Origin of the sequence: Fulvivirga aurantia (assembly GCF_009711475.1) — a bacterium.
Lineage (GTDB): Bacteria > Bacteroidota > Bacteroidia > Cytophagales > Cyclobacteriaceae > Fulvivirga > Fulvivirga aurantia.
The window spans coordinates 1-597 of record NZ_SMMD01000123.1 but is presented as its reverse complement, the minus strand read 5'-3'; the positions used below and the strand labels follow the sequence as shown (position 1 = coordinate 597).

The following is a 597-nucleotide window of genomic DNA, read 5'->3' as shown; positions in this document are numbered from 1 at the left end:
AAGACACAAAGTCCAGTATTAGAGTAAATTAGCTCGCACAATCAAACTATTATTAGAAATAATCTGCCAGTATAAGAATATTCTAATTTAAATGATTGCAAACAGAAGAATATTTTTTTAGCTCCTCTGAATTAGCTCACAGATTTGTTGCCTTTAGCAATTTTTAAGATGGTTTTTGAAACCCAGGATCTTTCGGAATTAATGAAGTGACTAAGCGCTTTATCAGTGATTTGTACAATATCGGTAAGTTCTTTGGCTACTCTTTTAAACTCCTTGGCATCTTCAGAATTTTCATCATCAAGCTCACTCACCTGATTGAGTACACGCATTACCGGTTTTATTTCTTTGTTTTTTCTTTCCTCAGCCACCTTTCTCGCCAATGCCCATACATCTCTTTCACAATAAAAATACTCCTTACGCTCACCCTTTTTGGTGGTTTTTAAAATAAGCTGCCAGTCCATGAGAGCCCGTATGTTCATACTTGCATTGCCTCTGGAAATAGAAAGTTCTTCCATAATCTCTTCTACTGAGAGTTCTCCACGGGTAATTAAAAGCAAAGCAAATATTTGCGCCATTGTCTTATTGATGCCCCATGAG

Annotated in this window: 1 protein-coding gene; it reads right to left on the bottom strand. The window is 36.3% G+C overall.

Annotated elements, in window-relative coordinates; genetic code table 11:
* Positions 1–131: 131 nt before the first annotated feature.
* Positions 132–597: GbsR/MarR family transcriptional regulator (locus tag E1176_RS00305; protein ID WP_155208601.1), on the bottom strand; the 466-nt coding region annotated here is incomplete at its 5' end.